This is a genomic window from Pseudomonas peli, assembly GCF_900099645.1.
GTDB lineage: Bacteria > Pseudomonadota > Gammaproteobacteria > Pseudomonadales > Pseudomonadaceae > Aquipseudomonas > Aquipseudomonas peli.
This window is the reverse complement of sequence record NZ_FMTL01000001.1, coordinates 966254-991519: the sequence shown is the minus strand read 5'-3', so window position 1 is coordinate 991519 and position 25266 is coordinate 966254. Positions and strand designations below refer to the sequence as shown.

General features: G+C 61.8%; 22 protein-coding genes. 11 read left to right on the top strand and 11 right to left on the bottom strand.

Annotated features, from left to right (window positions below; genetic code table 11):
* The first annotated feature begins 48 nt into the window (after positions 1-48).
* From BLO50_RS04885 to BLO50_RS04855, 7 genes are all read left to right on the top strand, one after another.
* Entirely contained in the window at positions 49-729 is a 681-nt protein-coding gene (locus tag BLO50_RS04885; protein WP_090249244.1) for a Fe2+-dependent dioxygenase, read from the top strand.
* Between the two features lie 5 nt (positions 730-734).
* A complete protein-coding gene (locus BLO50_RS04880; RefSeq protein ID WP_090251250.1) occupies positions 735-1853 on the top strand; it encodes an alpha-hydroxy acid oxidase in 1119 nt (372 codons plus the stop codon).
* Positions 1854-1943: 90 nt separating this feature from the next.
* The gene (locus BLO50_RS04875; RefSeq protein WP_090251247.1) at positions 1944-4211 is read left to right on the top strand and encodes a TonB-dependent receptor; all 2268 of its coding nucleotides are present in this window, start codon (positions 1944-1946) and stop codon (positions 4209-4211) included.
* A 393-nt stretch (positions 4212-4604) separates the two neighbouring features.
* Entirely contained in the window at positions 4605-7130 is a 2526-nt protein-coding gene (locus BLO50_RS04870) for a PepSY domain-containing protein (RefSeq protein WP_090249242.1), read from the top strand.
* 47 nt (positions 7131-7177) lie between these two features.
* Positions 7178-7921, top strand: coding sequence for a 5-oxoprolinase subunit PxpA (locus BLO50_RS04865; RefSeq protein ID WP_090249240.1), 744 nt, complete (start codon positions 7178-7180; stop codon positions 7919-7921).
* Positions 7918-8595 carry a 5-oxoprolinase subunit PxpB gene (gene pxpB, locus BLO50_RS04860; protein WP_090249239.1) on the top strand — a complete coding sequence of 226 codons (678 nt, stop codon included), beginning with the start codon at positions 7918-7920 and terminating at the stop codon, positions 8593-8595. The genes BLO50_RS04865 and pxpB overlap by 4 nt, the downstream gene beginning before the upstream one ends.
* Positions 8592-9494 carry a 5-oxoprolinase subunit C family protein gene (locus BLO50_RS04855; protein WP_090249237.1) on the top strand — a complete coding sequence of 301 codons (903 nt, stop codon included), beginning with the start codon at positions 8592-8594 and terminating at the stop codon, positions 9492-9494. Before pxpB ends, BLO50_RS04855 begins: the two co-directional genes overlap by 4 nt.
* Here BLO50_RS04855 and lnt read toward each other — a convergent pair.
* From lnt to miaB, 5 genes are all read right to left on the bottom strand, one after another.
* Entirely contained in the window at positions 9491-11011 is a 1521-nt protein-coding gene (lnt, locus tag BLO50_RS04850; RefSeq protein ID WP_090249235.1) for an apolipoprotein N-acyltransferase, read from the bottom strand. The genes BLO50_RS04855 and lnt overlap by 4 nt on opposite strands.
* A gap of 101 nt (positions 11012-11112) precedes the next feature.
* Complete coding sequence (locus tag BLO50_RS04845) at positions 11113-11952, bottom strand: HlyC/CorC family transporter (RefSeq protein ID WP_090249233.1); 840 nt, start codon at positions 11950-11952, stop codon at positions 11113-11115.
* 54 nt (positions 11953-12006) lie between these two features.
* Positions 12007-12465: an rRNA maturation RNase YbeY gene (ybeY, locus tag BLO50_RS04840; protein WP_090249230.1), complete on the bottom strand. Its 459-nt coding sequence runs from the start codon at positions 12463-12465 to the stop codon at positions 12007-12009.
* Positions 12458-13462 carry a PhoH family protein gene (locus BLO50_RS04835; RefSeq protein ID WP_090249228.1) on the bottom strand — a complete coding sequence of 335 codons (1005 nt, stop codon included), beginning with the start codon at positions 13460-13462 and terminating at the stop codon, positions 12458-12460. Before BLO50_RS04835 ends, ybeY begins: the two co-directional genes overlap by 8 nt.
* Before the next feature lie 88 nt (positions 13463-13550).
* Positions 13551-14894 carry a tRNA (N6-isopentenyl adenosine(37)-C2)-methylthiotransferase MiaB gene (gene miaB / locus BLO50_RS04830; RefSeq protein ID WP_090249226.1) on the bottom strand — a complete coding sequence of 448 codons (1344 nt, stop codon included), beginning with the start codon at positions 14892-14894 and terminating at the stop codon, positions 13551-13553.
* Between the two features lie 135 nt (positions 14895-15029).
* Here miaB and BLO50_RS04825 point away from each other — a divergent pair, with 135 nt between their 5' ends.
* Entirely contained in the window at positions 15030-15353 is a 324-nt protein-coding gene (locus BLO50_RS04825) for a DUF1820 family protein (RefSeq protein WP_090249225.1), read from the top strand.
* Between the two features lie 162 nt (positions 15354-15515).
* On the opposite strand, the gene BLO50_RS04820 is transcribed toward BLO50_RS04825, so the two are convergent.
* The 6 genes from BLO50_RS04820 to BLO50_RS04795 all read right to left on the bottom strand — a co-directional run bounded on the left by BLO50_RS04820 (position 15516) and on the right by BLO50_RS04795 (position 20211).
* A complete protein-coding gene (locus BLO50_RS04820; protein WP_090249223.1) occupies positions 15516-16067 on the bottom strand; it encodes a tetratricopeptide repeat protein in 552 nt (183 codons plus the stop codon).
* A 92-nt stretch (positions 16068-16159) separates the two neighbouring features.
* A complete protein-coding gene (locus BLO50_RS04815) occupies positions 16160-16816 on the bottom strand; it encodes a DUF6962 family protein (RefSeq protein ID WP_090249220.1) in 657 nt (218 codons plus the stop codon).
* Positions 16816-18105 (bottom strand): glutamate-1-semialdehyde 2,1-aminomutase, encoded by a 1290-nt coding sequence (gene hemL / locus BLO50_RS04810; protein ID WP_090251245.1) that lies wholly within the window; start codon positions 18103-18105, stop codon positions 16816-16818. The genes BLO50_RS04815 and hemL overlap by 1 nt, the downstream gene beginning before the upstream one ends.
* A gap of 10 nt (positions 18106-18115) precedes the next feature.
* The gene (locus BLO50_RS04805) at positions 18116-18754 is read right to left on the bottom strand and encodes a PIN domain-containing protein (protein WP_090249218.1); all 639 of its coding nucleotides are present in this window, start codon (positions 18752-18754) and stop codon (positions 18116-18118) included.
* 16 nt (positions 18755-18770) lie between these two features.
* The gene (gene thiE / locus BLO50_RS04800) at positions 18771-19388 is read right to left on the bottom strand and encodes a thiamine phosphate synthase (RefSeq protein WP_090249216.1); all 618 of its coding nucleotides are present in this window, start codon (positions 19386-19388) and stop codon (positions 18771-18773) included.
* Positions 19389-19416: 28 nt separating this feature from the next.
* The gene (locus BLO50_RS04795; protein ID WP_090251242.1) at positions 19417-20211 is read right to left on the bottom strand and encodes a hydroxymethylpyrimidine/phosphomethylpyrimidine kinase; all 795 of its coding nucleotides are present in this window, start codon (positions 20209-20211) and stop codon (positions 19417-19419) included.
* Between the two features lie 247 nt (positions 20212-20458).
* Between BLO50_RS04795 and BLO50_RS04790 the strand changes: the two genes are divergently transcribed.
* The 3 genes from BLO50_RS04790 to BLO50_RS04780 all read left to right on the top strand — a co-directional run bounded on the left by BLO50_RS04790 (position 20459) and on the right by BLO50_RS04780 (position 25262).
* A complete protein-coding gene (locus tag BLO50_RS04790) occupies positions 20459-22840 on the top strand; it encodes a hybrid sensor histidine kinase/response regulator (protein ID WP_090249214.1) in 2382 nt (793 codons plus the stop codon).
* Between the two features lie 119 nt (positions 22841-22959).
* The gene (locus tag BLO50_RS04785) at positions 22960-23613 is read left to right on the top strand and encodes a TetR/AcrR family transcriptional regulator (protein ID WP_090249213.1); all 654 of its coding nucleotides are present in this window, start codon (positions 22960-22962) and stop codon (positions 23611-23613) included.
* Positions 23610-25262 (top strand): acyl-CoA dehydrogenase family protein, encoded by a 1653-nt coding sequence (locus BLO50_RS04780; RefSeq protein WP_090249211.1) that lies wholly within the window; start codon positions 23610-23612, stop codon positions 25260-25262. Before BLO50_RS04785 ends, BLO50_RS04780 begins: the two co-directional genes overlap by 4 nt.
* Positions 25263-25266 lie beyond the last annotated feature (4 nt).

Below are 25266 nucleotides of genomic sequence, written 5' to 3'. Positions count from 1 at the left end.
AACTGTTTGGTGGCGGTCGCTCAGGGCGGCCGGTGAGGAGAGCGAATCATGATGTTGAGCATTGCCGATGTGCTGACGCCCGAACAGGTGCGTGAGTGCCGTCAGGCCTTTGAGCAGGCCAGCTGGCAGGATGGTCGGCTGACGGCGGGCTATCAGGCGGCCAAAGCCAAGGCCAATCAGCAACTGGCGCAGGATGATCCGCTGGTGGTGCAGATTGGCGACTTTATCGTGCAGCGTCTGGGCAACCATCCGCAGTTTGTTTCGGCGGCCTTGCCGCTGAAGGTGTTGCCACCGCGCTTCAACCGTTACACCGGCGGCGGCACCTACGGCAATCATATCGACAACGCGATTTTCAGTGTGCCGGGCACGCCGCATCGAGTGCGCAGTGATCTGTCGGCCACGCTGTTTTTCAGTGATCCGGATGAGTACGAGGGGGGTGAGCTGGTGGTCGAGGACAGCTACGGCAGCCACAGCGTCAAGTTGCCGGCTGGGCATCTGGTGCTGTATCCCGGCAGCAGCCTGCACCGCGTCAATCCGGTAACCCGTGGCACGCGTTATGCGGCGTTTTTCTGGATTCAGAGCCTGGTACGTGATGACACTCAGCGCGGCCTGTTGCTGGAGCTGGATCGGGCGGTACAGGCGCTGACCCTTGAAGTGCCAGAGAGTGCTGAGCTGGCGCGGTTGACCGGGGTTTATCACAACCTGCTGCGCCAGTGGGCCAATACATGACCGGCATGCCGTTACCAAAACTGACGCAGATTCCGCCAAGTGTTGCTGCCGTGGCGGACTATGAACCCCTGGCCCGCGAGCGCATGAGCGCCCAGGCCTGGGCCTATATCGCGGGCGGCGCGGCTGATGAACTGACCCTGGCGGAAAATCAGGCGGCGTTTCAGCGTATTTGTCTGCGTACGCGGGTGTTGGCTGATCTCAGTGGTGGTAATACCCATCTGCAGTTGTTCGGTCAGACCTTTACTCACCCGATTTTCCTCGCGCCGGTGGCGTATCAGCAGTTGGCGCATGCCCAGGGTGAGCTGGCAACGGTGCTGGCTGCGTCTGCTGTGCAGGCCGGCATGGTGCTGAGCACCCAGGCCAGTGTGTCCCTCGAAGCCGTGGCCGAGCATGCCCATAACCCGCTGTGGTTTCAGCTGTATATCCAACCGGATCGAACCTTTACCGAAGCGCTAGTCAGGCGCGCCGAAGCGGCGGGTTATCAGGCGCTGGTGTTGACGGTGGATGCGCCGGTCAACGGTATGCGCAACCGTGAACAGCGCGCGGGCTTTTCTTTGCCGGGGGGGATTGAAGCCGTCAATCTGCGCGGTATGCAGCCATTGCATGAGTGCGCGCCGCCCAGCGGTGGTTTGCTGCTCGGTGGTGCGTTGCTTGCGGCAGCGCCTGGCTGGGCGGATGTGCAATGGCTGCGTTCATTGACGCGTCTGCCGATCCTGCTCAAGGGCGTGATGACTGCCGAGGATGCGCGGCGTGCAGTGGCCGAAGGCGTCGACGGCATCATTGTCTCCAATCATGGCGGACGGACTTTGGACGGCCAGCCCGCCACCATCGAGGTGCTGGCGGAAATCGCTGCTGCGGTGCAGGGGCGGGTGCCGCTGCTGCTCGATGGCGGTATTCGCCGCGGTACGGATGTATTCAAGGCGTTGGCCTTGGGCGCTGATGCTGTGCTGGTCGGGCGACCCTATGTGTATGGCCTGGCAGCCGCCGGGGCGAGCGGTGTGGCGCATGTGGTACAGCTGTTGCGCGCTGAATTGGAAGTGGCGATGGCGCTGACGGGCTGTCGTGATCTGGCCAGTATTGGACGCGAGTGCCTGTTGGATAAAAAGCTACAGGAATGGAACTAAATGCGAATTAAGGTGTAAATGCCTATTGCTTGATAATAGTTATCAATTAGAATCACGCCTCGTTTTTATCTGGGGGTGGTTCTCATGGGTATGGGTAAAAAAGCCGGCAGCCTGCCGCAGCGTCGTGTTCTGGCTTCGGCCATTGGTCTGGTCATCGCCTCTTGGGCGGGCGCAGGCCTGGCCGCTGAGCAAGCGCCGCAAAAAGCCAAGACACCGGTTGAGCTGGGCAGCGTAACGGTCAAAGGTGAGCAAACCGAAGACTACAAGACCGAAAGCTCGGCGTCGGCCAAGTACGCTGTACCGCTACTCGATACCCCGCAGACCATCACCGTGGTACCGCAGGCGCTGCTTAAAGAGCAGAAAGCCCTGAGCATGAAAGAAGTGCTGGCCAACGTTTCCGGCATCACCTTCAACGCCGGTGAGGGCGGTGGTGGCTCGGGCGACAGCATCAACATCCGTGGCTTCAGTGCCAACGCCAACATGCAGATCGACGGCCTGCGTGACAGCTCGCAGAACAACCGTACCGATACCTTCAATATCGAAGCCGTTGAAGTCATCAAGGGCCCCAACTCGGTATTCGGTGGTTCCGGTACCACTGGCGGCAGCATCAACCAGGTCAGCAAACAGCCGCTCCAGCGTGACTTCACTGAAATTGGCGCCAGCCTGGGCACCGACAACTATCACCGCCTGACCCTGGACTCCAACCAGACCCTGGATGGCGTGGGTACCGGCAGCGCCATGCGCCTTAACCTGATGGCCCATGAGAACGATGTGCCAGGCCGCGACTATGTCGATCGTCAGCGCTGGGGCATCGCACCGTCGCTGCTGTTGGGTCTGAGCGATTCGACGCGTTTGACCCTGAGTTACTTCCACCAAACGGACGACAACCTGCCTGATTACGGCGTGCCGGCAATCAATGGCAAGCGCCTGGCAGGCGTGGACCGTGAAAGCTTCTTTGGCTGGCGCAATCTGGACAAGGAAGAAATCGAGAGCGATGCATTCACGGTCAAGCTTGAGCATGACATCAACGACAGCCTGCGCTTGCAGAACCTGACCCGTTACTCGGAAATCCACCGCGATACAGTCATCTCGGCGTCCCATGTCAACCTTGATCGTCGTCGTTCATCGTCTGGTGTTGGTCCAGTTCTGGCGGCTGGCAAATATCTGCCCGCAGGTCCGCAGGCCTATGGTCGTGATGTCACCAGCAAAATGCTGATCAATCAGACCAACCTGACTGCCAACTTCGAGACCTTTGGCCTGGCCCACACGCTGGTCAGCGGTGTCGAGCTATCACGTGAGACCTATGACCGTACTACCTACGCCTATAACTTGGCGTTTCCGGACAGCGGTTATGACCTGAGTAACCCGCCTGGTCGTTGGAATGGTCCGACCAATAAGGCTGATAGCGCGAATACCGAGACGCGCCTGCTCGACCGCGCGCTGTACGCGTTCGACACCATCGCACTGAACGACTACTGGGATTTGAGTCTCGGCCTGCGTTATGACTGGGTGGATGGCGATGCCGATGATCACACCCTGGCGACCAATGCCCGGACGTCTTTCAACTCAAGCGATGAGCATCTGAGCAAGCGTGCGGGGCTGACCTATAAGCCGGCAGAGAATGGGCGTATCTACGTTGCCTATGGCGACTCCTTCAACCCATCCGCCGAGAACCTGGCGACCAGCGGTGCTGGCCTGTCTGCGGCGACTCAGGATCTTGAGCCTGAGAAGAACAAAACCTGGGAGTTGGGCACCAAGTGGGAGTTCCTCGATAGTCGTCTGGGCCTGGATGCAGCGCTGTTCCGGGTAGAGAAGAGCAATGCCCGCGAAACCATGGTTGATGGCAGTACCCAGCTGGCAGGCAAGCAGCGCGTTCAGGGCTTTGAGCTGGGCGCAACCGGACGTGTCACTGATCAGTGGAATGTCTACGCCAACTACACCTTCCTGGACAGCGAGACCCTTGAAGCGGCCAACACGGCGGCAGGTATTGCCCGCGAAGGTCAGGCGTTGGCCAACACTCCGCCTCGTTCGCTCAATCTGTGGACGACTTATGATCTGCCAGCTGGCTGGCGCGTCGGTTACGGTGCCCGCTATGTCAGCGAGCGTAACCTTACCGCTTCCAATGATGGCGTAAAGCTGGATGCCTATTGGCTGCACAACGCCATGGTCGGTTACAAGGTCAACAAGGAACTTGATCTGCAACTCAATCTCAACAACCTGTTTGATAAGGAATATGTTGAGAGCGTGAGAACGCAAGTGGGCACCACTGTGGGTGCCGGCACCACCACCGCACGCTCTTCGGCCATCGAGTACGGTGCTGCGCGTTCGGCAGTGCTGTCGGCCACATACCGCTTCTAACCACGCCAAGCGGTAGGCAGGCTGCGTAAGCCAGCCTGCCTGCGAGCCAATTGAGAAAACCCTGCTCGAGTATGTGCAGGGTTTTTGTGCGTTCGCTGACCGCTAACTGTTGCAGTCCGCTATGTCGGATGGCTGCGCTTAGTGAACGGCGATCGCGGCCGGCGCCGTGCCGAGTGAGCTGCTCGGCTTCACGCAGGCTTGAATCGTCCGTGTCGTTCAACGAATCACGGCTTTAGGGCCGTTTGTGTGAGCGTTCACCTTGGGTAAAGAGTCGGTAAAGGTCGGCACATGGCTGGTTATTGAAACAAATTATTAAATAGAATTGCTTCTCCTTTGGCCGTTGCCGGTTTGTAGTGCGACTGCCTGTGTTCAACGCCGGTGATCGAGTTTCCCGTGTTAAAGAAAATTCTGTTCCAGCTGCATTGGCTGTTCGGTATCACAGCCGGCTTGGTGTTGGCCTTGATGGGTGTTACGGGTGCGGCCTACTCGTTTCAGGATGAGCTGATGCGTGCACTCAACCCCGATGTGCTGAAGGTCGAGGTGCGTGACAGTGGCACGCTGTCGCCCGCCGAGCTGGTGCCTAAACTCGAAGCGGCCAGCCAGCAGCGGGTGGTCGGCCTGTGGTTGGAGGTAGAGGGTGACCGGGCTGCGCGGGTGTTTTTCGCACCGCCGCCTGGCGAGCGTCGTGGGCCGTCGCGTTACTTCAATGGTTACCGCGGTGAATTACTAGCTGAGCCTCGCGGGCAAGGGTTCTTCGACTTGATGCTGAGGCTGCACCGCTTCCTCGCCATGGGGGAATACGGCAAGCAGATCACCGCAGCCAGCACGTTGATACTGGTGTTCTTCTGCCTTTCGGGGCTTTACCTGCGGTGGCCGCGTCAGGCGGGTAGCTGGCGCGCCTGGCTAACTCTGGATTGGGCGCGCAAGGGCCGCAGCTTCAACTGGGATCTGCACGCGGTTGCCGGCACCTGGTGCCTGGCGCTATACCTGCTGGCGGCGCTGACAGGGCTGTATTGGTCATATGACTGGTACCGCGAAGGTGCAACCACGTTACTTAGCGCTGAGCCTGGTGGTCAGCAGCGCGGAGGCAAGCGCGGCCCGCCACCGGCCGGTGAGTTGCCGATAGTGAACTACCGCGCGGTCTGGGAAGGCCTGCAGCGTGAGGCCGGTAGTCAGTTGAGCAGCTACAACCTGCGCTTGCCGCCAGTGGCTGGGCAACCCGTGACTGTGTTCTACCTGCGTGATGATGCACCGCATGAACGTGCTTTCAACCAACTGGCGCTTGACCCTTTAAGCGGCGAGGCAGGAAAGCACACGCGCTACGAGCAACAGAGCTTTGGCGATCAACTGCTGACCAGTGTGTATGCCTTGCATGTGGGCAGCTATTTCGGCCTGACTGGACGCATTCTGATGATGCTTGCCAGCCTGGCGATGCCGTTGTTCGCCATCACCGGCTGGTTGCTCTACTTGGATCGTCGGCGTAAAAAACGCGCCATGCTCAAGGCGCGTGGTGCGTTGCAACCGAGCGCGGGGCTGGGCGAGGGTTGGCTGATTGGCTTTGCCAGTCAGAGCGGTTTTGCCGAACAGCTGGCCTGGCAAACCGCCGGCCAGTTGCAGTCCGCTGGCCTTGCCGTCAGCGTGCAGCCCTTGGCCAAACTCAACGAACAGATGCTGCGTCAGGCGCACAACGCGCTGTTTGTGCTCAGCACCTTTGGCGATGGCGAGGCGCCGGACAGCGCGCGCGGCTTCGAGCGCAGGCTGCTGGGGCAGGCGTTGCATCTGCCTAATCTGCGGTATGCCATGCTCGCCCTGGGAGATCGCCAGTATCAGCACTTCTGTGGCTTTGCCCAGCGGGTCCACGGCTGGCTGACTCAGCAGGGGGCGCGCAGTTTGTTCGAGCCGGTGCAGGTCGACGCTGCCGATGCGACAGCCTTGGCCCACTGGCAACGCCAACTCGGTGAGCTGACAGGCGCCCAGCCGCTGCCTCAAGCTGAAACGCCGCCCTGCCTGTGGACACTCACGCGTCGCGAGCTGCTTAATCCGGGTAGTCAGGGCGCGCCGACATACCTGCTGGCACTGCGTGCTGAACAGTCGGTCGACTGGAGTGCCGGCGATATTCTCGACGTACCGCCGCGCCATAGCGATGCCACCGTGCAGGCCTGGTTGCAGGCCCATGCGCTGGACGGCAACCAGACAGTCAGCCTCGATGGCCTGACGCAGTCGCTGCAGCAGGCGCTGCGCGGCAAGCAGCTCCCCGAGCAGTTCACCCACTTGGTCGGCTTGCACGCCCAGGCCATGCTGGATGCGCTGGTGCCGCTCGCTGCGCGCGAATACTCGATCGCCTCCTTGCCCAGCGACGGCGAGCTGGAGCTGATCGTCCGCCAGGAGCGGCATCGCGATGGCTCGCTCGGGCTTGGCTCCGGTTGGTTGACGGAAGGCGCGGCGCTGCAGGGTCAGTTGCTGGCGCGGGTACGGCGTAACAGCGCCTTCCATGCCCCCGAAGATGATCGACCGCTGATCCTGATCGGCAACGGCACCGGCCTGGCCGGGCTGCGCAGCCTGCTCAAGGCGCGGGTCATCGCCGGGCATCGGCAAAACTGGCTGCTGTTCGGCGAGCGTAATGCGGCGCATGACTTCTACTGCCAGGCTGAGCTGCAGGGCTGGCTGGCGACCGGTGAGTTGGCGCGTTTGGACCTGGCTTTCTCGCGTGATCAGGCCGCCAAGGTCTACGTGCAGGATCGCCTGCGCGAGTCCGCCGACTCAGTGCGCGAGTGGCTAGATGACGGTGCGGCGATTTATGTCTGCGGCAGCCTCGACGGTATGGCGGCTGGGGTGGATGCGGTGTTGCATGAGTTGCTCGGCGAATCCGCTGTCACGGCCCTGCGCGAAGAGGGGCGCTATCGCCGCGACGTGTATTAACGCGGCCAGGCTTCCCGCAGCGGTAATGCACCACTAAGCTTGTCGGCATGAAAAAAATTCTGCTGAACTGCGACATGGGTGAAAGCTTCGGCGTGTGGCGCATGGGCGATGACGTGCATGCCATGCCGCTGGTTGATCAGGCCAACCTGGCGTGCGGCTTTCATGCGTCCGACCCGCTGACCATGCAACGCACCGTCGCCCTGGCGGTGCAGCATGGGGTGAGCATTGGTGCGCACCCGGCCTATCCTGATCTGCTCGGTTTCGGCCGGCGGCATATCGCCTGTTCGCCAGAGGAGGTCACCGCGCTGGTGCTGTATCAGCTCGGCGCTCTGGATGCCTTCTGCCGCGCAGCCGGCACCCAGTTGGCCTACGTCAAACCGCATGGCGCGTTGTACAACGATCTGGTGCGTGACGATGCGCTGTTCAATGCGGTGCTTGAGGCCTGTGCCAGTTACCGCAAGGGCTTGCCGCTGATGGTGCTGGCGCTGGCTGACAACAGCCGTGAGCTGCGCCTGGCTGATGCCGCCGATGTGCCGCTGATGTTCGAGGCCTTTGCCGACCGTGCTTACCTGGCTGATGGGCAGTTGGCGCCGAGGCGTTTGAGCGGCGCGGTACACCATGATCCGCAGCGGATTTTCCAGCAGGCCCTGGCGATTGCTCAGGGTGAGCCGTTTGCCGATATCGATGGCAAGCCGCTGCAGCTGCGCGCCGACAGCCTGTGCGTGCATGGCGATAACGCCGACTCCCTGGCCGTATTGCGGCGTTTGCGGGCCAGCCTGGACGCCCTATGATCCGCCTCGAACCGGCCGGTGCCGAAGCCCTGCTGCTGGTGCTGGCCGAGCAGCCGGATGCGCAGCTGCCGCAACGGATCGCCCTGTTGGCCGAGCGTATCCGTGGCGAGTTGGGTGAAGTGCTTATCGATCTGGTGCCGGGTTGGACCAGCCTGCTACTGCACTACGACCTGATGAGCGCCGATCACCTGGAGCTGGCCGAGCGGCTCAAACCGCTATTGGAGCGCTGGCTTGCCGAGCCCTTTGTCGCGCAGGCCGGGCGGCTGCATGAAATCCCCATTTGGTATAACGGTGAAGACCTCGCCGAGGTCGCGCGTCTGTGTCAGCTCAGTGTCGCCCAGGTGATCGAACTGCATGCGGCGACCGAGTACCGCGTTGGCGCGATTGGTTTTGCTCCGGGGTTTGCCTACCTCGGTGAGCTGGACGCGCGCCTGGCCTTGCCGCGCCGCGCCACCCCGCGCATTGCTGTGCCGGCCGGTAGCCTGGCGATTGCCGAGCGGCAAACGGCGATCTATCCACACCGCTCGCCCGGCGGCTGGCACCTGATCGGCCGTTGCCCCTGGTCGTTGTTCGACGCCGCGCGCACGCCGCCATGCCCGCTGACGTTGGGTGACCGGGTGCGTTTTCGCAACATTGATGAGCGTGACTTTATCCGCGAAGGCGGTCAGCTATGAGCGGCCTAAGGGTGCTCAAGCCAGGGCCGCAGAGCCTGCTGCAGGATGCCGGGCGGCGCGGCTGGCAACACCTGGGCGTATCGCCCGCCGGGCCTCTGGATTGGCACGGTGCGGCCTGGGCCAATCATCTGCTGAACAATCCCTGGGGCACGCCGCTGCTGGAAATCGCCCTAGGCGGCGTCGAGTTGCAGGCCGAGGTCGACACCTGGGTGGCGGTGTGCGGCGCCCAGGTGCCGTTGAGCCTGGATGATCAGCCGCAGCCCTTGTGGGCGCGCCTGCCGCTGCGCAAAGGGCAGCTGCTGCGTCTGGGCTTTGCCCGCAGTGGCCTGCGCGCCTATCTGGCGGTGGCCGGCGGCTTTATCGCCGCAGCGGTGTTGGGCAGCGTCAGCGTGCAGCTACGCGAAGGGCTGGGGCAGGCGGTGCAGGCCGGGGATCTGCTGGCTTGTCGGCCTGCGCATTTCACCCGCAGCGCCAGCGTGCCCTGGCCCTATCTGCCGGATTACGCCTGCAAACCTTTACTGCGGGTAATTACCGGTGGCGATGCAGCGAGTTTCGAGGAAGACCAGTTGCAGGGCTTTTTCGCCCAGACCTGGCAACTCAGCCCGCACTCCGATCGCATGGGCGCACGGCTGCTCGGCGAGGCGGTGCAGCCGCCTGTGCGGCAGTGGTCATTGGGTGTTGGCCGGGGGGCGATTCAGGTGCCGCCGGATGGCCAGCCGATTATCCTGCAGGCCGACCACCAGAGCATGGGCGGTTACCCGTTGCTCGGTTGGTTGCATCCGCTCGATCAGGGCCGCTTGGCGCAATGTCCAGCGCACCATCCACTGCGCTTCACCCCGGTCAGCATCGGCGACGCGCAGGCTGAGCTGCGCGAGTTCTACCGCTTTTTTCGTCGTTAAAGAGTCTTGGCCATACGGCTGGCCAGCAACGCCCAGGCGAATAACAGCAGGCAGATGATCAGCATGGGCCAGCCGCGCCAGTACAGATAAGGCGTGAGCCCCTGCATCGGTTGCACCTGGCCGTAGAGCACCGCCTGTTCGAACTGCGGCAGTTGTGTGGTGATCTGGCCTTGCGGGTCGATCAGCGCGGTGACGCCGTTGTTGGTCGCGCGGATCATCCAGCGGCCGGCTTCCAGAGCACGCATCTGCGCCATCTGCAGATGTTGCAGCGGGCCGATGGAGCGACCAAACCAGGTGTCGTTGCTGATGGTCAGCAGCAGGTCGCTCTGCGCGGCAAGGCCGGCGGAAAATTCCGGGTAGACCACTTCGTAGCAGATAAACGCAGCAATCGCATGGCCCTTGGCCTGCAGCAGGCTCTGCTCGGCGGAGCCACGGGCGAAGTCGGACATCGGCAGGTCGAAGAAGGCGATCAGCCCGCGCAGCACTTCCTGCAGCGGTACGTATTCACCAAACGGCACCAGCTTCTGCTTGAGGTAATCGCCGCTGCCCTGGCCGACCACGCTGATGCCGTTGTAGTAGCGCTGTTCGCCGCGCTCGATGCTCTGGCGAATCGGCACGCCGGTAATCAGCGCGGCATTTCGCTCATTGGCGAAGCGATTGATCATGCCCAGGTAGCCCTGAGCGCGGTCCTTGAGCACCGGGATGGCGGTTTCCGGCCAGACGATCAGGTCGGTCGGTTTGGCGCTGAAGGTCATGTCGCGGTAAAGCGCGAGCTGCGCGTTGAGCTGCTCGGGGTCCCACTTCATGTTCTGTTCGATATTGCCCTGCATGGCCGACACGCTCAGCGGCTCGCCCAGTGGCTGTGTCCAGGCGTGGCCCTTGAGGGCAAGGCCGGCGATCCACGGGGCGACTAACAGCACAACGCCGATGGCGAGAAACGCCTTGCGCGTGCGCAGTTGCGCCAGATTTACCAGCAGCGCGGCGCTTAGCGCCAAGGCAAACGACAGCAGCCACACGCCCCCCACCGGGGCTAGGCCGGTCAGTGGGCCATCCAGCTGGCTGTAACCGGCATACAGCCAGGGGAAGCCAGTGAGAAACCAGCTGCGGAAAGCTTCCTGCGCCAGCCACAGGGCAGCGAAGGCCAAGGCATCGGCCAGCGGCGCTTCGACCCGGCGCAGCCAGCGCGTCCAGACCCAGGCGCTAAGGGCGAACAGCAGACCGAGGCCGCCGACAAACAGCAGAGTTAGAAATACCGCCAGGGGCGGCGAGGCCGCGCCGTAATCGTGGATGCTTACGTACACCCAGCTGGTGCCGGCGGCGAACATGCCAAAGCCATAACTCCAGCCGCGCAGCACCGCCTGGCGCGGCGTGAGGTCACGCAGGCCCAGGTAGAACAGGGCGATGGAGAGGATGGCCAGCGGCCACAGGTCATAAGGCGCCAGCGCCAGGGGCGTGATAGCGCCAGCGAGCAGCGCGATCAGGTTGCCGGGCCAGCCAGGTCGGGTTATCCAGTGCATTGCATGCAGGTCCTTGGATTGAGGTGGCGCAAGGGTAAAGCGGGAGGGCAGGCGGGGGAAGTGTTGCGAACCGGCCACCCATGAAGGTGGCCGGTTATGAGTCAATTACTAACCGGGCTCAAACGCAGCAGATGGATGCGGCGGCTGTCAGCGTTGAGTACGCGGAAGCGGAATTCGCCGATCTGGGTGACTTCGTTACGCTTGGGCAGATGGCCGAATGCGCTCATCACCAGGCCGCCGACGGTATCGAATTCGTCATCGGAGAATTCGGTATCGAAGGCTTCGTTGAAGCTTTCAATCGGCGTCAGCGCCTTGACCAGGAAGTCGCCGGAGGGCAGCGGTTTGACGTAGCTGTCTTCTTCCACGTCGTGCTCGTCTTCGATATCGCCGACGATCTGCTCCAGCACGTCCTCGATGGTCACCAGGCCGGCAACGCCGCCGTACTCATCGATGACCACGGCCATGTGGTTGTGGTTGGCGCGGAATTCGCGCAGCAGCACATTAAGGCGCTTGGACTCGGGCACGAAGGTGGCCGGGCGCAGCAGGTCCTTGATATTGAAGTTGGGCTGTTCGCCCGAGAGGATCAACGGCAGCAGGTCTTTGGCCAGGAGGATGCCAACCACATCGTCGAGGCTCTCGCCCACCACGGGATAACGCGAGTGCGCGGCTTCGATGATCGAGGGCAGGAATTCCTTGGGCGTCTGGTTGGCCTTGATGCTCATCATTTGTGAGCGCGGCACCATAATGTCGCGAACCTGCAGGTCGGCGACCTGAATTGCACCTTCAACGATGGCCAGTGCTTCGCTGTCGAGCAGCTTGTTCTGATGCGCTTCGCGCAGCACTTCCAGCAATTCCTTGCGGTTTTTCGGCTCATGAGCAAAAGCCTGGGTCAGTCTGTTAAACCAGGACTTCTGCTCGTTGCTCGATCGGTCTTCGCTCATGGTGGTTACTCAGGAACCTTTTGTAATTTCAGTTGGGTTTGCGTAGAGGGGTATTTATTCGTGGTCGGCGTAAGGGTCGGGGTGACCCAACTCAGCCAGCAATTCTCGTTCCAGCGCTTCCATCTCTTCGGCTTCCTCATCGTCGATGTGGTCATAGCCGAGCAGGTGCAGGCAACCGTGGATCACTAGGTGCGCCCAATGCGCTTCGCTGGTTTTAGCTTGTTCCTGGGCTTCGCGCTCAACCACCGGCACGCAGATCACCAGATCACCGAGCAGCGGTATATCCAGCATCTCGTCCGGCACATCGGCAGGGAAGGATAGTACGTTGGTGGCGTAATCTTTATGACGCCATGTGTGATTGAGCTCGCGACCCTCTGCTTCATCGACCAGGCGAATGGTCAGCTCGGAGTCGGCGCTGCGCTGGCGCAGGGCTATCTCGCACCAGGCGCGAAACTGCGCCTCGCTCGGCAGGGCGGTGGCGTCGCTGGCGATCTGCAGGTCAAGCTCAAGCATTGCGCTCATCCTGCTCGTTATCCATCTTGCCGTGTATGCGGTTGTCGTAGCGCTCGTAGGCTTCGACGATGCGCTGCACCAGCGGGTGACGCACCACGTCCTTAGGCTTGAAGTGGGTAAAGCTGATGCCCGGAACGTCACGCAACACGTCGATGACGTGGGTTAGGCCACTTTTGGTACCGCGCGGCAGGTCGACCTGGGTGATGTCGCCGGTGATCACTGCGGTGGAGCCGAAACCGATGCGAGTAAGGAACATCTTCATCTGTTCCAGCGTGGTGTTCTGGCTTTCGTCGAGGATGATAAAGCTGTTGTTCAGGGTGCGGCCGCGCATGTAGGCCAGTGGCGCGACTTCGATCACCTGTTTCTCGATCAGCTTGGCCACCTGTTCGAAGCCGAGCATCTCGTAAAGCGCGTCGTACAGCGGGCGCAGGTAGGGGTCGATCTTCTGCGACAGGTCGCCGGGGAGGAAACCGAGCTTCTCGCCAGCTTCTACCGCCGGGCGTACCAGCAGGATGCGGCGAATTTGCTCGCGCTCCAGGGCGTCCACGGCGCAGGCCACCGCCAGGTAGGTTTTACCCGTGCCTGCTGGACCGATGCCGAAGTTAATGTCGTGGTCGAGGATGGCTTTGACGTAGCGCTGCTGATTGGCCCCGCGCGGGCGAATCATGCCCTTGCGGGTGCGCAGGGCGACGCTGGCTTCGACGGTCGGGTTGCTCATTTCCTCGATGCCGGACTCCTGCAGAAACAGGTGCACCAGCTCGGGCGACAGTTCGGTGTTTTCGGCTTCGCGGTACAGGCGGCGCAGCAGCTGTTCGGCTGCGCGGGTCTGGCCAGCGGTGCCGACCAGTTCGAACTGGTTGCCGCGGTTGCGCAATTCGATACCCAGGCGCTGTTCGATCAGGCGCAAGTGCTCATCAAATTGGCCGCACAGGTTAGCGAAGCGGCGAGCCTCAAAGGGTTCAAGGATAAAGCGGAGTGGTTCTATGGGTGCGTTCAAGGTCGTGTGATGGCCGCCAGTCGGCTGGGGTAGTGAAACGAAGAATAGCGCTAGCGGCCGCGAGGGGGAAGCTCGGGCCGCTGCGGCTTTAGTTGCAGACGGTTTCGCTGAGCAAAGTGCCGCGCAGCGAGTTGGGCATGGCTTCGTCGATATACACGTCGACAAACTGGCCGATCAGGCGCGGGTTGTCGCTGCGGAAGTTGACCACCCGATTGCTCTCGGTGCGGCCCTGGAGCATGCCAGGATCCTTCTTCGAGTAATCGTTGACCAGGATGCGCTGCACGGTGCCCGCCATGCGTCGGCTGTTTTCGAAGCCTTGCTGGGTGATGCGGTGTTGCAGCAGTGCCAGGCGCTGTTTTTTCAGCTCCAGCGTGGTGTCATCGGGCAGGTCCGCCGCCGGGGTGCCAGGACGCGCGCTGTAGACGAAGGAGTAGCAGAAGTCGAAACCGACATCCTCGACCAGCTTCATGGTCTGCTCGAAGTCCTTCTCGGTTTCACCGGGGAAACCGACGATGAAGTCCGAGCTGATCAGAATGTCCGGCACGGCGGCGCGCAGCTTGCGGATGCGCGACTTGTATTCCAGTGCGGTGTGGTTGCGCTTCATCGCCGCGAGAATGCGGTCGGAGCCCGATTGCACCGGCAGGTGCAGGTACTTCACCAGTTCGGGAATTTCGGCGTGGGCCTGGATCAGCGCGTCGGAGAACTCCAGCGGATGGCTGGTGGTGTAGCGAATGCGGTCGATACCGTCGATGGCCGCTACGGCATAGAGCAGCTCGGCGAAGTCAGCAATCTGCCCATTCTGGGTTGCGCCACGGTAGCCGTTGACGTTCTGCCCGAGCAGGGTGATCTCACGCACGCCGTGTTCGGCCAGGTGGATGATCTCACCGAGCACGTCGGCCATGGGGCGGCTGACTTCTTCGCCACGGGTGTAGGGCACCACGCAGAAGGTGCAGTACTTGCTGCAGCCTTCCATCACCGACACGTAGGCGCTGGGGCCGTCGACACGTGGTTCGGGCAGGCGGTCGAATTTTTCGATCTCGGGGAAGCTGATGTCGACCTGGGCGATCTTGGTGGTACGCGCGGCGTCGATCATTTCCGGCAGTCGGTGCAGGGTCTGCGGGCCGAAGACCACGTCGACGTAGGGCGCGCGATCACGAATCGCCGCGCCTTCCTGGCTGGCCACACAGCCGCCGACGCCGATCACCAGGTCGGGGTTGGCAATTTTCAGTTTTTGCCAGCGGCCGAGTTGCGAGAACACCTTGTCCTGGGCTTTTTCACGGATCGAGCAGGTGTTGAGCAGGATGATGTCAGCGTCTGCGGCCTTCTCGGTGACTTCCAGGGCTTGATGTTCGCCCAACAGGTCAATCATGCGCGAGCTGTCGTACTCGTTCATCTGGCAACCGTGGGTTTCGATATAAAGCTTCTTGGTCATGCGCGCTCAAAAAGGGTGATTCGAAGAACCGCGCATTATAGGGAGCTAGTGCCAGGGTTCCTAGCGTTGGCTGCTAGGCGGCTATGCTATGATCCGCGCCCTTTCAATTAATCCATCGGTACGAACTGCATAGCCATGAGCAAGCGCGAACCCATCTACAAGGTGATTTTCCTCAACCAGGGTCAGGTGTACGAGATGTACGCCAAGCAGATCTTTCAAAGCGATCTGTGGGGCTTTCTGGAAGTGGAGGAGTTCGTCTTCGGCGAGCGCACCCAGGTGGTCGTCGACCCCAGCGAGGAAAAGCTTAAGGCGCAGTTCGATGGCGTGGTGCGCAGCTTTATCCCCATGCACGCGATCATCCGCATCGACGAAGTCGAGCGCCTGGGCACGCCGAAGATCAGCGAAGCCAAGGGCGGCGGCAATGTGATGCCGTTCCCTATGCCGATGCCGGACAAGTAAGCAGTCGACATACGATCTGCTGCGCGTCGGCCCTGCTGCGTTAAAAACAGCCTCAGAATGCTCATGTACAAAAGTACACTCCGCTTCCTCGTCTGTTTTTGCCTTGCATGACTCTAGCTCGCGAGATCTTAAACAGTGTCTAAGCGTGTTAGATGGGTTGAATCAGGGCAGCGGGGCGAACGGTGAGGTAAGGGTGTCGGCGTTCTGCAATTCCAGCAGGTAGTTGCGGAAGATTTGCCCGAGCACCTGGCTAGCGATCTCCAGCTCATCACGGGGCATCTGCGCGGCAATCAGGTCGGCGCTGTCCATGGCTTCGTCCGAACCATTCACTGCCGCCATTTTCAGCACGATATAGGCCTGCACGGCGTTAGCTTGTACGCCTTCGCCGCGGAAAAACATCATGCCCAGGCGGTACTGCGATTGCGCATGGCCTTGCAGTGATGCCTGCTCGAACCATTTCAGCGCCTGGCTGAGATCACGTTCGACACGCTTGCCGTCGTAATAGAACTCGCCCAGTTCAAACTCCGCCTGCAGATCGCCATTGAGCGCAGCTTGCTCGCAGGCTTCGACAGCAGCGGGTAGTTCTTCGGGGGCGGTGTTGAGTGAGCAGCTGCCAAGCGCGGGGATCAGCAAGGAATTGCCGCTCGCCGAGGCAAGCAGTGGCAGCAGGAGCAACAGGCAGCCCAGAGACAGGGTGCGGCCGGTGCGTTTCATGAAAATCCGTTTACCTCGGGATGCACAACAGGCGATCTGCCTGGCCGCCGTAACGCGGCAGCCATCACATTATGAAATAAGCAGCGGCGTTCTTACAAAGTCTTTACCGGGTTTTCTTCCGTGCGGCCATTTTTTGCGTTGCCAGGCAGGCTCAACAGTAGCCAGGCCAGCAGTGGGTAGGCCGGCGTCAGCAGGGCGTGGAACAGGTCGAGACGGCGTAAAGAACCGATAAAGCCCTCGGTGCCGACGGCCAAGCCGGCCAGCAGAAACAACCCGACCACCGCAATCGCCGAAGCCAGGGGGGCACGTCTGGGCCACTGCACAGCACCGGCGTAGAGAATCAGCAGCAAGGTTGCCAGATTGAGCAGCAGGCGATAATCCTCCAGCTGGTTCATCTGCCGGAACAGCTCGAAGAAGGCGCACAGCCCGAGCAGTATGCGCCCCCAGTTGGCGCGACTCCATTCCCAGCCACGCCCCAAAGCCAGCGCGGCGGCGCCAAGCAGCGGCAGACCGAGAAAGCTGCTGGCTTGGCTTAACCACAGGTGCGCGGCCTGCGCGCTGGGGTCGATGCCGAAGCGAACCACGCCAACGGTCGCTGCAGCGGCCGGCAAGAGAAACCCTAGTAGGGCGCAAAACAGTGCGGGCTGATCGGCTTCACCATAGTGCTTGCGTGCTTTGCCGATGGCGATTGCGCAGGCCAGGCAGGCCAGAGCCAGCACGCCATCGGAGAGTGCCGTGCTGTACTGCATCAGGCGTTCTTCAGCTCGGCAAAGGCGCGCTCGGCGGCGTCCAGGGTGATCTTCAACTCGGCATCGCCGTGGGCGATGGAGGTGAAGCCGGCCTCGAAAGCGCTCGGCGCCAGGTACACGCCCCCTGCCAGCATCAGGTGGAAGAAGCGCTTGAAGCGCTCGGCATCGCTGGCCATTACATCGTCAAAGGTGACGATGTCGTCAGCGCCGCTGAAATACAGGCCGAACATGCCGCCCGCTTGGGTGGTGACAAACGGGATGCCGGCCGCATCGGCGCGGTCCTGCAGGCCCTGGAGCATGCGGCTGGTGTAGTCAGTCAGCTCGGCGTGGAAGCCCGGGCGTTTGATCAGGCGCAAAGTAGTCAGGCCTGCGGCCATGGCCAGTGGGTTACCCGACAGAGTACCGGCCTGGTACACCGGGCCGAGCGGGGCGATGCAATGCATGATCTCGCGCTTGCCGCCGAAACAGCCGACCGGCATACCGCCGCCGATGATCTTGCCGAAGGTGGTCAGGTCCGGGGTGACGCCGTAATAAGCCTGGGCACCACCGAGGGCGACGCGGAAACCGGTCATCACTTCGTCGAAGATCAGCACCACGCCGTATTTGTCGCACTGTTCGCGCAGACCCTGCAGGTAACCCGGTGCAGGCGGCACGCAGTTCATGTTGCCGGCTACCGGCTCGACGATGATGCAGGCAACGCTCGAACCGACTTCGCTGAGCATCTGCTCGACCGCTGCCAGGTCGTTGAAGGGCAGGGTCAGGGTGTGTTTGGCGAAGTCCGCCGGCACGCCGGCCGAGCTTGGCACGCCCTGGGTCAGTAGGCCGGAGCCGGCTTTCACCAGCAGGCTGTCGGAGTGGCCGTGATAGCAGCCTTCGAATTTGATGATGTTGTCGCGGCCGGTGTAGCCACGGGCCAGGCGGATGGCGCTCATGGTCGCCTCGGTGCCGGAGCTGACCATGCGCACCATTTCCATCGACGGCACCAGGCTGCACACCAGGTCCGCCATCTCGGTTTCCATGGCGGTCGGTGCGCCGTAGGACAGGCCGTGTTGCAACTGGTTGCGAACTGCGTCGAGGACTTCCGGGTGGCTGTGGCCGAGGATCATCGGGCCCCAGGAGCCGACGTAGTCGACGTAGCGCTTATCGTCTTCATCAGTGACGTAGGCGCCTTCAGCATGCTTGAAGAACAGCGGCGTGCCACCGACGCTTTTGAAGGCGCGCACCGGCGAGTTGACGCCACCGGGGATGTGCTTTTGCGCGTTGGCGAAGAGGGTTTCGGAACGGGACATTGTCATGACCTTACTTTGATTTGGTTAGCTTATAAGAAACCGATCCTTGATTCTCGATCACAACACCTTGCCTGATCAGCTCTTTAATCAGGTTGGTAATTGCGGCGTCATCCAGCTTCTTCTGAAAAAGAGACTGCATTGCAGAACCAAGTGTTTTGATTTTTGCCGGTTTTGCTTTCCCTGCCCGATTTAGATGCTGGTGCGCATGTTCTACACGTTCTGCCAAGGACATCTGTTGTGGCGATTTTTTCGAGCTCACTGTCGTCGGAGCTTTAGTGGCGGGTGCCGCTTTTATCGCTACTGTCACACCACTGCGATTAGCCGGAATGCCACAGCCACGCATGTGCTTAAGCAGGGGGTCGTAGCCAGTGTCTTTGGACAGCACGACGAAACGACTTTCGGGATCGTTGGCTGAGATACGGCCCATATAGAAAGCAATATGGAAGTCGAGTGCGTTGTTACCGCTGCCCTCTATTCGTATGTATTCCGCATCATTTCCAAAGGACTGCAACTCTGCTGCCAGATCAATGGCAATTTTGCTTTGAGTTGCACCAACAAAAACCTTTATTCGGTAGCCTTCTTTTTTCAGCTTTTGTAGAGATGCTGGCTGGATATTTTCCAAGTCAATCAAAGCGTAATGATTGGCCATGTACGTCCTTGCTGTCTTAAAAAAGGGCACCAAAGGCGCGTGCGCGACGCTCGACTTCAGCAGCCGAGTCGGCCCCGAACAGGCCGTGCACCACGGCCACCATGCTGGCGCCGTGGGCAATCAGCTCAGGGGCGTTGTCCAGGGTCACGCCGCCGATGGCGACAATCGGCAGGTTGATCTTGGCTTTCGCCGCCGTCAGCAGCTCGGCATCAGCCGCCGGTGCGCCAGGCTTGGTGTTGGAATTGAAGAAGCGGCCGAAGGCGACGTAGCTGGCGCCTTCTTTGGCGGCGGCTTCGGCCAGTTCCAGCTGGGCGTGGCAGGTGCCGCCAATAATTGCTTTGCGCCCGAGCAGGGCGCGGGCGACGGACAGCGAGCCATCGCCTTGCCCCAGGTGTAAGCCCACGCCGAGGCGCGCCGCCAGTTCGGCGTCGTCATTGATGATCAGTGCTGCACCATAGCGGTTGCACAGCTCGCGCAGGGCTTCGGCTTCGCGTAGGCGCCGCGCTTCATCGCTGGATTTGTCGCGGTACTGCAGCAGCGTCGCGCCACCCTTGAGTGCCGCCTCGACGTAGGGCAGCAGCTTGCCCTTGAGTAATTCGCTATCGGTGATGGCATACAGGCCACGCAGTTTCATGGGGTGCGCTCCATACAGCAGCCGTTCATCAAGAAAGATCGAGTGGCAGGCGGCGCGGAATAAACTGGCCGTGGCCAGGTTGTTCGGCATCGCGCAGGGTGCGCCAGGTGTAGTCGAGGGCAAATTGCACGGCGCTGACCAGCTCCTGACCCAGTGCCAGGCGACCGGCCAGGGTGCTGGCCAGGGTGCAGCCGGAGCCATGGTAGCTGCCGGGTAGGCGCTGGCAGGTAAAGGTGTGGCGGCTGCCATCACGGCTGTACAGGCGGTTGTGCACTTCATGCTCATCGCCATGACCGCCGGTGATCAGCAGGTGTTGGATGAAGGGCAGCAGCTTCTCGGCGCACTCATCGGCCGTACCCTCGGGCAGCTCGGCCAGGATGCGTGCTTCCGGTAGGTTCGGCGTGGCTATGGTGGCAACGGGCAGCAGGCGCTCGCGCATGGCATAACCGACTTCGTCCTTGCCCAGTGCGCCACCACCACCGGCACGCAGCACCGGGTCGCAGACCAGCGGAATGCCGGGTAAGCGCTGCATGATGTGCAGCACGGTCTCGACCATCTCGACCGAGCCGAGCATGCCGAGCTTAACGGCTTCGACCGGCAGGTCATTGATCACCGCATTGGCCTGGGCCAAGACCCAGTCGCGGTCGAGCACGCGGAAGTCAGAAACATTGACGGTGTCCTGCACGGTCAGCGCGGTCACGGTAGGAGCGGCGTGACAGCCTTGGGCGAGCAGGGCTTCGATGTCGGCTTGCAGGCCAGCACCACCACTGGGGTCGTGACCGGACAGGCACAGCACTACGGGGCGAGAAGTAGGCGTTTTCATGGTGCGCGAGCTTACCACCAAACGGCGGCTTGCAGACCCTGTTGCGGCAGGAAAGCCCGTCCTGCGGACGATCTGTCGCAGGCTCGGGAAGAGTTGTGACGCGGGCCAATGAACGGTCAAAAAACTCCAGGTCATTCAGGTTTTTCCTGGGGTTCTGGTGTAAAGGCCTATGTTAGAGTGCCAGCATTCAATTACACCGCTTCCAACGGCGCGCCGTGGCGCTGTTGGCCTACTCTGGCTGAGCTGCATGCACTACATCCTTCTCTGCTTCTTCATGCTGGTGCCAGGGTTGGCCGGGGCATTGGTTTTTGACGAAAACACCCGCAGCCTGCCGCTCGGCACGGCCATGTCGGTTTTCGAGGATGTACGCGGCGATGCCAGCATCGAGGACATCACCTCTCCAGCCCTGCAGGCCAGCTTCCGTCAGCATGACAAGGGTGTACTGAATGCTGGCTATTCGCGTTCGGTGTTCTGGCTGCGCTTGGACCTGGAATACCGCCCGCAGCAGGCGAATGGCGACCAGCCCTGGTTGCTGGAGCTGGCCTATCCGCCGCTTGATCATGTGCAGCTGTACCTGCCCGATGCACAGGGACGCTATCAACTGAGCCAGCACACCGGCGATGCCTTGCCGTTCTCCAGTCGCGAGATCAAGCAGCACAACTATGTGTTTGAACTGAGGTTGCCACCGGGGCAACGGCAAAGTGTTTACTTGCGCCTGGAAAGCCAGGGCTCGATCCAGGCGCCACTGACCCTCTGGGCGCCCAACGCCTACCTGGAAGAGCAACCGGCGCGCATCTATGTGTTGGGCATCATCTACGGCGTGCTGCTGGTGATGCTGATCTACAACCTGTTTATCTTCCTCAGCGTGCGCGACACCAGCTACCTGTATTACATCCTCTATATCGCCTCGTTCGGCTTTTATCAGCTGTCGGTTAACGGCGCGGCCATCGAGTATTTCTGGCCCAACAGCCCGTGGTGGGCGAACGCTGCCACGCCGTTTCTGATTGGTGCGGCTGCGTTGTTTGGGTGTCAGTTCGCCCGCAGCTTCCTGCATACCGCCGAGCACAGTCCTTGGGTCGACCGCGCCTTATTGCTGATGATGGGGTCTGGTGTGCTGGTGATGACCCTGGCACTGACGGCCAGTTATGCCCTGTCATTGCGTTTGGCCACCTACCTGGCGCTGGGCTTTACCGTGGTGATCTTCAGTGCCGGCATCCTCGCCTGGATGCGCGGCATGCGTGTGGCGCGCTATTTCATTATCGCCTGGACGGCCTTTCTCGCCGGTGGGATGGTCAACACGCTGATGGTGCTGGGCTACCTGCCGAATATGTTCCTAACCATGTACGCCAGTCAGATTGGCTCGGCGCTGGAAGTTGGCCTGCTCTCGCTGGCCCTGGCCGACCGCATCAACGCGATGAAGGAAGAACGCACGCGCATCCTCCAAGAGGCCGGGCTCAAGCTGGAAGCCTTCAACCAGGAGCTGGCCAACAGCAACCGCCTCAAGGATGAATTCCTCGCCACCGTCACCCACGAACTGCGCACACCGATGAATGGGGTGATTGGTTCGCTGGAACTGATGCAGATGCTCGAGATCGACGGTGAGCTGGCGCATTACCAGCGCACCGCCGCCAGTTCGGCCCGCGACATGATGCGCATGGTCAATGACATTCTCGCCCTCACCGAACTGCAAGCGGGCCGCCTGTATCCACGGCGCGAGCCGTTCAGCCTGCGCGGCCTGTTCGACGGCTTGCGTGCGCAGTACGCGCCGCGCGCCGAGGAAAAAGGCCTGCGTTTTATTCTGGAACTGGACGACAGCCTGTCGGACACCCTCGAAGGCGACGCTAACAAGCTGGTGCAAAGCCTCAACTGCCTGCTGGATAACGCCATCAAGTTCACCCTGCATGGCGAAGTGCGGGTGCGAGTCAGCCGTGGCGGTTCGGCCAGCGATATTCTGCCGCTGCGTATCGAGGTGATTGATACCGGTGTGGGCTTTGCCGTACCGGCGGACGGCAAGCTGTATCAGCGCTTTCAGCAACTGGATGGTTCGATGACCCGCGAGTACGGCGGCCTGGGCATTGGTCTGGCGATCTGCCGGCAGCTCGTCGATCTGCTCGGCGGTGATCTCAGTCATGAATCACAGCCCGGTCAGGGCAGCTGTTTCCGCCTGGAGCTGCCGTTGGCCTTGCCGGTGCAAATGACCTCCCCAGCCGCCGTCGTGCTGCGCGCCACCGGCCCGGCGCTGCGCGCGCCTGAGCAGTGCACGGTATTAATCGTCGAAGACAACGCGATCAATCAGCTGGTAACCCGCGGCATGCTGCTCAAGCTGGGGTATCAGGTGCGCACGGCCGACAATGGCGCTGAAGCCCTTGAGCTCTTGCGTAGCGAGACCATCGACGCTGTGCTGCTGGACTGCCAGATGCCGGTGATGGACGGTTTTGCCACCTGCCGGGCGCTGCGTAATCTGCCGGGTTGTCAGTTGCTGCCGGTGTTGGCGATCACCGCCCACAGCCACAGCGGCGACCGTGAGCGCTGTCTTGCTGCAGGCATGAGCGACTACCTGGCCAAGCCAGTTAAGTTCGAACAGCTGCGCAATCTATTGCACGACTGGGTGCTCTGCCGCGAGTCCTGATCGCATGAGTTGTAAGCGCCAACAGCTGGCCAATATGCCCGCTGTTGTGCCCGGAATCGCCCTTTAGCCAAACTCTGAATCCTGATTCACTTGAGCAATAGTGAATCGGGATTCAGACCATGGCTTATCGCACCACTGCACTGCGTATCGACCGTGACCAGGCGCTGCGTGAGCGCATCATCAGCGCCGCCTTGGCGCGGGTGGCCGAAGGCGGCTTTGCCGCGCTGACCATGCAGGCCCTGGCCGAGGATGTCGGTATCGCCACTGGCAGCCTCTACCGCCACTTCAGCAGCAAGGGCAGCCTGGCGGCCGAGGTGTTTGCCGTGGCCAGCCAGCGTGAAGTCGATGCGTTGGCCGCCACCATGCGCGGAACCGGTCGTCCGGAGCAACGCCTGGGCGCGGGGTTGGAGCGCTTTGCGGCGAGGGCTTGGGAAAGCCGCCGCTTGGCCTTCGCCCTGATTGCTGAGCCGGTTGATCCGGAAGTTGACGAGCAGCGCCTGTTCTACCGCGAAGCTTATGCCGAGCTATTCATCGAATTGCTGCAGGAAGGCGCCGCGCTCGGCGTATTCCGCGTGCAGCAAATCAACCTGGTTGCTGCCTGCCTGGTCGGCGCCATTGCCGAAGCCCTGGTCGGCCCGTTATCGCCGCCCGCGCGCGCCGCCCGCGAAGCCGGTTATCCCGCCCCCAGCCTGGCTGAAGTCAGCCAGGCCCTGGTCACCTTTTGTCTACGCGCCGTGGGCGCCCCATTGCCCGCAGAGGAGCCTCAGCCATGAATGCCAGCCAACATGCCGAAACCCATGAAGTGTTCAATCAGGTGCCTCCGTTGGACGGCGCCAACCTGTACCGCGTTGACCTGCCGCTGCAGGAGTGGAGCAAACGCTTCGGCGGCGGTTGGGCCGAGCAGCGCCTTGATGTGTATGGCGGCCTGGCCGGCGGTGAGTTGATGGCCGCAGGCTTTCTCGCCAATGAAAACAAGCCGGTGTTCAAAAGCCACGACCGCTATGGCCATCGCGCCGATCTGGTGGAGTTTCACCCGGCTTATCACCAGCTGATGAGTGCGGCCATCGAGCATGGTCTGCCGTCCATGCCCTGGACTGATCCGCGCGCCGGCGCTCAGGTGGCGCGCGCCGCCATGAGCTACCTGCACAGCCAGGCCGAAGCCGGCAGTGGTTGCCCACTGACCATGACCTTCGCCAGCGTGCCGGCGCTCAAGCTGCAGGCCGATGTGGCCGAGAAGTGGCTGCCGAAAATCCTCTCCACCCAGTACGACCCGCGCAATCTGCCGATCGAGCAGAAAACCGGCGCGACCATCGGCATGGCCATGACTGAGAAGCAGGGCGGCACCGATGTGCGCGCCAACACCACCCGTGCCTACCCGGTGGGTTTGGGTGGTCCCGGTCAAGCTTATGAACTGGTCGGCCACAAGTGGTTCTGCTCGGCGCCGATGTGCGATGCCTTCCTGACCCTGGCGTACACCACCAAGGGCTTGACCTGCTTTCTGCTGCCGCGCCATCGCCCGGACGGCACGCGCAACGAGTTCTATATCCAGCGCCTGAAAAACAAGCTGGGCAACTGGTCGAACGCCTCCAGTGAAGTGGAGTTTCGCGGCGCCCTGGCCTGGATGGTCGGCGAGGAGGGCCGTGGCGTGCCGACCATTATCGAGATGGTCGCGCTGACCCGCTTCGACTGCATGATCGGCTCCAGCGCCCTGATGCGTCAGGCCCTGACCCAGGCCGCACACCACTGCGCTCATCGCCAGGTGGGTGGTCGTGTACTCAGCGAACAGCCGCTGATGCAGAACGTACTGGCCGACCTGGCCCTGGAAAGCGAAGCGGCTCTGGCGCTGACTATGCGCATGGGTAAGGCGCTGGATAATCCGCATGACGAGCAGGAAGATAAGTTCGCCCGCCTGGTCACCGCCGTGGGCAAGTACTGGATCTGCAAACGTGCGCCCGCCATGATCAACGAGGCCGCCGAATGCATGGGCGGCGCCGGGTATGTCGAGGACACCATCTTGCCGCGCCTGTACCGTGAAGCACCGGTCAACTCGACCTGGGAAGGCTCAGGTAACGTGCAGTGCCTGGACGTGCTGCGTGCACTGTCCAAGGAGCCCGGCGTGCTCGATGCACTGTTCCATGAGCTCGGCGATGGTCATGGTGATGCACGCCTCAAGGCGCATATCGCCAAGCTGCAGGCAGACTTCCGCGACACCGGCGATATCCAGTACCGCGCCCGTCAGTTGACCGAAGACGTGGCCCTGGCGCTGCAGGCCAAGCTGCTGCTGGAAGCCGGCAATTCGGTGGTAAGCGATGCCTTTATAGCCAGCCGTTTGGGCGGGCAGGGCGGCCGGGTCTACGGCACTCTGCCGCGTGGGGTGAATGTCGAGGCGCTGGTGGCGCGCAGTACGCCGCACCTGATCTGAGGCC